The organism is Virgibacillus tibetensis (genome assembly GCF_036026595.1).
Taxonomy (GTDB): domain Bacteria; phylum Bacillota; class Bacilli; order Bacillales; family Amphibacillaceae; genus Virgibacillus_P; species Virgibacillus_P tibetensis.
The window spans coordinates 1-8,100 of sequence record NZ_JARZFX010000031.1; the positions used below are offsets into that span (position 1 = coordinate 1).

Consider the following 8,100-nt stretch of genomic DNA (forward strand, 5'->3'; position numbering starts at 1 on the left):
CTGCGAACGGTTTGGTACTTTAGAATCCCATTGCTTCAGCTGTGGGAGTGTCAAGAACGAGTATGTGAAATCGGTTAAAATCGCTGTTTCACGAGAAGATGATTCCAAAGATACAAAACAACAAAAAGTTTAGTTTGTTGACAAATAGTAAGATGAAGAGTAAAGTACATTTATAATATATCTTGAATTAAGAATATTAGAATTGAAGATATCTTAGATGATACTATTGTGTAATAAAGAAGTAAAACAATTTGGAGGCGATAGTTATGAAAGGTTGGCTATTTTCAGGTACAAACAAACCACTAGAATTGATTGAAAAAGAAGATCCAAAAGCAATTCCAGGTCACGTTGTTATAGAAGTGAGAGCTGCTGGTCTGTGCCATTCGGACGTTGCAGCATTACAAGATCCAGGTTGGATGCCACTTTTCCCAAATGGTCCTGTTATTATGGGGCATGAGTTTGCTGGGGTTGTTATTGAAGTGGGTGAAGGTGTAGGAAATATTAAAGTTGGAGACCGTGTTGGGGCTAACCCAATGAATAGAGAAACAAAAGTAACTGCTGGGTATAACTATGACGGCGGGTATGCAGAAAAAGTGCGTGTTCCTGCAGATCAATGCGTAATCATTCCTGAAGGCGTTTCCTTTGTTGAAGGAGCAGCTTCAACAGATGCAGGGATCACAGCTTATCGTGCTCTTTTCAGTATTGGACAAGCTAAAGAAGGTACAAAATTAGGAATCATCGGAGTCGGTGGTCTTGGTCAATTTGCTCTACAAATGGCACTAATTAAAGGTTGCGAAGTGTACGCTACAGATGTTTCTGAAGGAGCTCGAAAACTTGCTGGAGAACTAGGGGCTAAAGTATTCGATACTGTTCTAGATATGAAAGAAGCAGAATGTGACGTTATTGTTGACTTTGCTGGTTTTGGACAAACAACTTCTGACGCACTGGAAGCTGTAAGACCAAAAGGAACAGTTGTAATTGTTGGTATGGGTAAATTAGAATCTAATATCAATACTTACTTAATGATTACAAAAGAAATTAAGCTTTTAGGAAGCAATGGTGGATCAGTAGAAGACTTAAAAGGTGTTTATGATTGCTTCGCTACTGGAAAAATGAGTCCAAATCTTATTACAATCCCATTTGAAGAAGTCGACAAAGGGATTGAAAAACTTAAAAATCATGAAGTAAAAGGTCGTTTAGTGGCTGTATTTGAATAAATATAAGTTTTATTTGTAATAAATGTAGAGGGGTTAAGACAAAACTCTCATCTGAATGAAATAGCCTGTGAAATTTACAATAAGTAAAATTTCACAGGCTTTCATATTTTTAAAATAAAATGATCAGTACTTAGGTTTTTGATTACCCAAATTTGCACCATTATCATGCTTAAATGTTTGGCCTTTAGAAGGGGCAAACTCTTTCGCAATCTCTTCTTGGCTCTTCGGTTGTGATTTCAATGAAGCAAACGCATTTGACATTCTACTTGCTTGACGGTTTGTAGGAAGGAACTCTTTTGCAATCTCTTCCTGACTTTTAGGTTTAGCATTGGTTGAAAGGATTGGCGAAAATTCTTTCGCGATCCCGTATATAGTATTACCTAGTTTCGATTGACCATTATTTTCCTGACTACTTTTTTTATTTTTCTTATGATCAAATATTGACAATGTCATCATCTCCTCGGTACTTATTATGAGAGAAGGCGAATGTAATTATGTCAAGAAAGGTTTGTCAAAACATCTAGTGCTTAAAATCTTTCATTGTGCATTATTCAATTGGATATTTTTTTGCGTTTTTTCATAAATTAATCGTTATTAATACAACATAATACCCACAACGTTAGTTTCGTGGTTTTCAATATTCCACAATCGGGCGCGATTGTTGAATAGCAAAAGGGCTAATTTCTCAGTAAAACATTGATAAATTAGCCCTTTTTATATTCCGTAGTTCTAGCGTTGTAAATACGCACTTCCTAAACGTTACCCCATTGGTAAATGTAGTGACAACAAGTGGTGAATTTTTAATGGTCGTAATCAGAAATGAAGTACCTGGGCTAAAATACACTAATATAATGAATAATAATACTTGGTAGGGCTTAAAAATATTTGCGTTTTTACATTCTTGTATAGGAACCCACAAAAAGAACGCTGGATGACATTTTCTTTGGTAATATTAAACTGTTTTATTAAATTCACACGTATTGATGACCATCCTGGATATCAATTTGACTTCTAATTCCAGTTCGGATATGAAATGCTCCACACGGAATGAGAAACGTGTGAAAATGCTGAATGGGCTGAGTTATATTGACCTTATAGGTAAATGGATTAATAAAACCCATTGACCTGTTAGATAAATACAATTATAATAAAATTGACCTTAAAGATAAAAAGTAAATAAAGGTGGTTATCATGCTTACAAAAATTTCGAATCTGGAATCCAAAAGAAAAGACGTTATTTTAAATGCAGCATTAAAGGAATTTGCCACAAAGGGATTTGATGATGCCTCGACAAATGTTATTGCTAAAGAGTCCGGGATTTCAAAGGGGTTAATGTTCCACTATGTAAATAGCAAAAAAGACCTTTTTCTATACCTTTATGATTATTGCACTGACATGATAAATAAAGAATATCTTGATTTAATGAACTTTAACGAACAAGATATTTTTGAAAAATTGCGTCAATCATATCTTCTCCAGATTGAGTTGCTGCAAAAGCATCCTTGGATTTTCGAATTTACTAAAATTACTGCTACCACGAAGTCTGATGAAATCAACAAGGAGCTGGAAGGAAGAGTAAATGAGAAACAATTTTTATGCCACGAGACTATGTTTGATAAGGTTGATGAATCTAAATTCAGGGAAGGGCTGGACGTTGAAAGAGGCAAGCAGCTTATTTTTTGGTCGAATATTGGTTTTACCAATCAGATACTGGAGGATATTAGGAACTCAGAAATCACTGAATTAGATTATGACAATATTCTTGCAGAACTTGATGGTTACCTTAATGAACTCAAGAAAATCTTTTATAAATAGAAATTAATGAATGGAGGTCTTGATATTAGCGATGAAAGATTATACAAATAAACACCAAGGTGATAAGTCTATAGACAATGGATCGCCGATTGGACGTTTTTACAACGTGGAAGGACGACACTTGTTACTCGACTGTGTTGGGGTCGGAGGTCCAGCAGTAGTCTTTTTACCAGCAGCCGGCATGGTCGGACTTGATTATCTGAATATTCACAATCAAATTAGTCAGCGTACAACATCAGTGATCTATGATCGAGCGGGAACGGGCTGGAGCGATCAGGTTAAGCTGCCTCGAAGTGCCCTCGAGGTCACTGATGAATTGCGGAGTCTTTTACGTACCGCTGGTGTATCAGCTCCCTATATATTCGTCGGCCACTCGCTGGGTGGAATTTACGCACAACGGTACGCTCAACGGTTTCCAGATGAGGTAGCCGGAATGCTTCTGTTAGAACCGCCTCACGAGGACTTTCTCTCCCATACACCAAAGTTAAAGAAACGCTACCTACCTCAACAGAGTTTTGCGATCGTTCGGACACTCCTAACTTACAAGCGATCCTTTCGTGGATTATTCGATCAGATGTTTGCCAAGTGGCCGGATTCGATACGTGAACCGCTGATTGACTATCATCTCAGGACATTATCGAAAACGATTACGGAAAAGAAAAACTTGAACACCGAACTCTATAACGAAGTCCGTAAAGGAGGAGACACACCAGATATCCCGTTGATCGTGTTTACAGCGTTGGGGATCGACCCATTTACGACTCTGTTAACGAGTCAATCACTCCTGCGCGAGATTACTGATCCATTCAATAATGTAAAAAATACAATTTATACAAAATTAGCCAATTCAGTTCCGCGTGGGGAGCATCGTATACTCAAAAATGCTGGGCATGCCACGATTCACACGGATTGTCCATACGAAGTCGTCGAAGCAATCTGGAACTTACTCGGCTTGAGTAAAACGCATAAAGAAAATTACAATTGAATAAAACGGAGATATAAATCCTCAACTAAAATGGACTAATTTCGCTAGATAAAAATGGTCTGAATGAACAAGGAGATCGAGGGATGATATGGATCGTCAATCATTAATTAAAAAGTTTGATAAGCAGGCAAAAAAATACAATAAACGACGAAAAAACGGTCAGGCTTATATGTTTCGTCAACGAATTTTTCAAGAAGCCGAAGGAAAGGTTTTGGAAGTTGCCATTGGTTCAGGACTGAATTTTCCCTTCTATAGTAGTGATATTGAATTGACAGGATTGGATTTTAGTCATGTAATGTTGAAAACAGCACAGAATGCGGCTAAAGATTATCCTTTTAAAACAACACTTATTCAAGATGATGTGGAAACGGTTGAATTTAACGAAAACAGCTTTGATACTATCATATCTTCCGGCAGCTTATGTGCCTATCAAGAACCTGTAAGTGTTCTAAATAGCTTTCAAAAGTGGTGTAAGCCAGAAGGGAAAATACTGATGATGGAGCATGGCATTAGTACAAACAAACCGTTGGCATCGTTACAAAAATCTTTGAATCCTTTGGCACTAAAGGTTGTAGGGTGCCACCAGAACAGAGATATTTCTGAAATTTTAAAAGAGTCTGATTTAAAGCCCATTAGGGAGGAGCGTTACTTGGCTGGTTATTTATATTTGATATGGGCTAAACCATAAGCTTTTTCCTAAATCTTAAAAACACCTATATAATCATGAAAAATTGCTAATTTAAATTGTGATTTGTTCCAGTAAAGGGCGCGTTTGTGGAAGTTCCTAAGCCTAATTTTTCGCTAAAAATACGGAGTAATTAGGTTTTTTTATCTTTCAAAATCCTTAACGTTGTAAATTAACATTTCTTGACGTTCCCCCATTGGTAAATGCAGAGGCGTCAAGTGGTAAATCTTGTGGCAATCGCTGGTAAAAAACATGACAGAGGTAGTACTTTCTTATAGCCGTAATCAGCACACTTATGCGGTAAAAAACTTTACCTCTATTAAGTACCAATATTGGAAGATGTACATAAATTTGTGCATCTTCTATTTTAAATTAATTTATGGAAATAGCGATGTATAAAGAGAGCTTATTTTAAAACACAATTACATCGGATGAAATTATCAACTGGCTTAATCATGACGACTTGTGCTGGAGAGATGTGTAATGCAAAATAAAAATGCAGAGTGTTGAAACAAAAAAGTATGCAATATTTAACTTTATTTTATGGCTATTAAGTACAACACGGCTATCGAACTTGACCAATTCCCCAGTTAAAGCTGCTTAAAGATTGATTTGTGTTTATATTTTAAAAATATTGACAAATTATCACCGATTACTGTATATTAAAACCATTAAATTGTCGACAATATATTTTGTGTTTAATTTATATTTACATAAATTCTCGGTACACCAAAATGATAGCGTTATCATTCGATTTAAATTGATTAGTTGTTAGTCAGTAGGTTTTGTTCAATGGGTACTTACTTGATATAAGATTAATCAAGAAGAGGTGGCGGACGTAACAGAAAAATTAAAAGAAATATAATCTCATAAAGAGTCCGTATGGAGAAAAAGTACAGTTGTCTATTGGACTCGAGATTTTTTAAAAGCCCATGATTTTAAAACATGGACAGAGGAAATATATCCAAACAAACCCATATCTATGCAAAAATCAGTAAATCCAATAAGTCTTACAAAAGTATTATGTTTAATGGTCATATCGATACTGTTCCCGCTTATACGATGGAAAATGGCCTACAACCTGAGAGAAAGAAGGAAAACTTATATGGCGGGGGTGCAGTTGACATAAAAGGGGCTATTGCAGCGGCTGTGATGTTTACATTAAATAGATATCATCGTGAATTTGCAGGGGAAGTTAATTTTGCTGGCCCACAAGAGCAAGGCGTATTACAAATTCCGGCTAGTGGACGGTAGATATTGCAATTGTCGATGAATCAACAGAATTGAAAATAAGCCTGCGCATAAAGGGATGGAATGGAATAACTGAAAAGTGCTCATAAAGGAAAGGAAAAAGTAATTAGGGATGAGTTACCCCATGCTGTCAGGCTGTACACATATTTTGCTTTTGATATAACGGGGGGAAAAGAAGATGAACCAGTCAAGTATGAGGAATGAAGAGAAGGTGAACCAACCAAGTATGAGGAATGAAAAGAAGCGCAGATTTAAAATGCCTCATACGTATGTTTTGTTATTTGGTGTTATAGTCTTCGCTGGGCTTTTGACGTACGTTCTACCTGCAGGGCAATTTGACAGGTATGAGGATCCGGAAACAGGACGGGAATTGGTTGACGCTGAATCATACGCATCAGTGGATGCAGACCCACAAAATTTATTTGATATGTTGATGGCTATTCCTAAAGGGATGGAAAATGGAGCATATATTATCTTTTTTGTTTTTATTGTTGGTGGGGCTTTTGGAATTATTCAATCAACTGGTGTCATAGATAGAGGCATTAACTATACAATAGAAAAAATGAATGGAAAAGAAATATGGGCAGTACCTTTATTTATCATATTATTTTCTTTTACAGGATCTGTAATGGGATTAGCAGAAGAATTACTTCCGTTCTATCCAATTATGGTCGTGCTGGCTATAAGAATGGGTTTTGATTCGATTACAGGAGTATCACTAGTATTATTGGGGGCAGGCGCAGGTTTTGCTGGTGCATTTTTGAATCCCTTTACAGTAGGTATTGCACAAGGAGTTGCTGAACTTCCATTATTTTCAGGTATGGGATTTCGGATTATAATGTTTTCAACAATGGTTTTGGTGACAGCTATCTACATTATGATATATGCAAAGAAAGTTAAAGCTGATCCAACAATAAGTCCAATGTATGAGTTAGACAAAAAACGTGATTTAGTTCTTGAAGATGTTGATGAGACCGCAGGATTTTCAGTGCGGCATAAGATTGTGTTAGCTGTTTTTCTTATTGGTCTCGTGTTTATAGCTTTTGGTGTTATACAGCTTGGCTGGTATATTCACGAATTATCGGCGGCCTTTTTGATTATAGGTATAATTGCAGGTGTTCTTGGAGGACTTGGTATAAATAGAACGGCAGAAGAATTCATAAAAGGCGCTGCTGGGATTACATTTGGAGCGCTTGTCATCGGGATTGCCAGCGGGATTATTGTAGTACTTGAAGAAGGAAGGGTGTTGGATACAATCGTCTATTATTTGGCGGGATCAGTATCTGCATTACCATCGTTCTTGTCAGCAATAGGAATGTTCTTTGTACAAATGATACTTAATTTCTTTATACCATCAGGCAGTGGACAAGCTGCTGCTTCTATGCCAGTAATGGTTCCTGTTGCTGATTTAATAGGGATGACCAGACAAACCGCGGTTGTAGCCTTCCAGTTTGGTGATGGTATAACAAACGTTTTTAACCCGACCAGTGCGTACTTCATGGCAGGGTTGGCACTCGCAGGTATTCCTTGGGAAAAATGGGCAAAATGGGTATGGCCACTAATTCTTATTTGGATTGCGATTGCTTGTGTTTTTTTAATCATAGCAAGTTCAATTGAGTTCGGACCATTCTAACAGGCATCTGAGTAATAGAGGATGAGAAATAAGAATGGCGTAATTATTCAAGGGACTGGTACCTGACCCGGAGAAAACTAAATCATTTTATCGAAATTTATGATTTGGAGAGAACGTTGACTGATAGTTACAATTTATGGCATAAAAATGACTTCGGTTTTTAAACTGGAGTCATTTTTATTATATATTTTGTAATACGATAAACAAGACTTTATTCAAATAAAGAAAGAATTTTACAATGTAATGTCGAAATTGTTACTAATGTTTTGACCTATTTTGTATGAAGAAAATTGCTTTATTAAGTTGTAGTTGTGGCATTATACTTTTTATTACAGCCAACGAAATGTACCACTTTTGATATAGATATTACCACTGAATGACAAAACGTGTACCAAACAATGACTGACTGTTTTACAGAATTTAAAGCGAGAATGCCCAATTATTCAGATGTGGGATGAATCGCTTTTGTTTGAAATAAAAAAGCAATATCAAGGCAAACTGACGTTCGATTTGA

7 protein-coding genes are annotated in these 8,100 nt (G+C 36.5%); 6 read left to right on the forward strand and 1 reads right to left on the reverse strand.

Features of this window, described 5'->3' with window-relative positions; all coding sequences use genetic code 11:
* Positions 1-266 precede the first annotated feature (266 nt).
* Entirely contained in the window at positions 267-1,217 is a 951-nt protein-coding gene (locus QGM71_RS21525) for a zinc-binding dehydrogenase (protein WP_327609608.1), read from the forward strand.
* 123 nt (positions 1,218-1,340) lie between these two features.
* Here the strand turns inward: QGM71_RS21525 and QGM71_RS21530 are convergent, their stop codons facing one another.
* Complete coding sequence (locus QGM71_RS21530; protein ID WP_407703074.1) at positions 1,341-1,664, reverse strand: cohesin; 324 nt, start codon at positions 1,662-1,664, stop codon at positions 1,341-1,343.
* Between the two features lie 744 nt (positions 1,665-2,408).
* On the opposite strand from QGM71_RS21530, the gene QGM71_RS21535 reads away from it, so the two are divergent.
* From QGM71_RS21535 to QGM71_RS21555, 5 genes are all read left to right on the forward strand, one after another.
* Positions 2,409-3,032 (forward strand): TetR/AcrR family transcriptional regulator, encoded by a 624-nt coding sequence (locus QGM71_RS21535; protein ID WP_327609610.1) that lies wholly within the window; start codon positions 2,409-2,411, stop codon positions 3,030-3,032.
* Between the two features lie 31 nt (positions 3,033-3,063).
* Positions 3,064-4,017 (forward strand): alpha/beta fold hydrolase, encoded by a 954-nt coding sequence (locus tag QGM71_RS21540; RefSeq protein ID WP_327609611.1) that lies wholly within the window; start codon positions 3,064-3,066, stop codon positions 4,015-4,017.
* Positions 4,018-4,105: 88 nt separating this feature from the next.
* Positions 4,106-4,705, forward strand: a complete 600-nt coding sequence (locus QGM71_RS21545) for a class I SAM-dependent methyltransferase (RefSeq protein ID WP_327609612.1) — start codon at positions 4,106-4,108, stop codon at positions 4,703-4,705.
* A 942-nt stretch (positions 4,706-5,647) separates the two neighbouring features.
* Entirely contained in the window at positions 5,648-5,956 is a 309-nt protein-coding gene (locus tag QGM71_RS21550; protein WP_327609613.1) for a M20/M25/M40 family metallo-hydrolase, read from the forward strand.
* 175 nt (positions 5,957-6,131) lie between these two features.
* Positions 6,132-7,586 carry a YfcC family protein gene (locus QGM71_RS21555; RefSeq protein ID WP_327609614.1) on the forward strand — a complete coding sequence of 485 codons (1,455 nt, stop codon included), beginning with the start codon at positions 6,132-6,134 and terminating at the stop codon, positions 7,584-7,586.
* Positions 7,587-8,100: the final 514 nt, after the last annotated feature.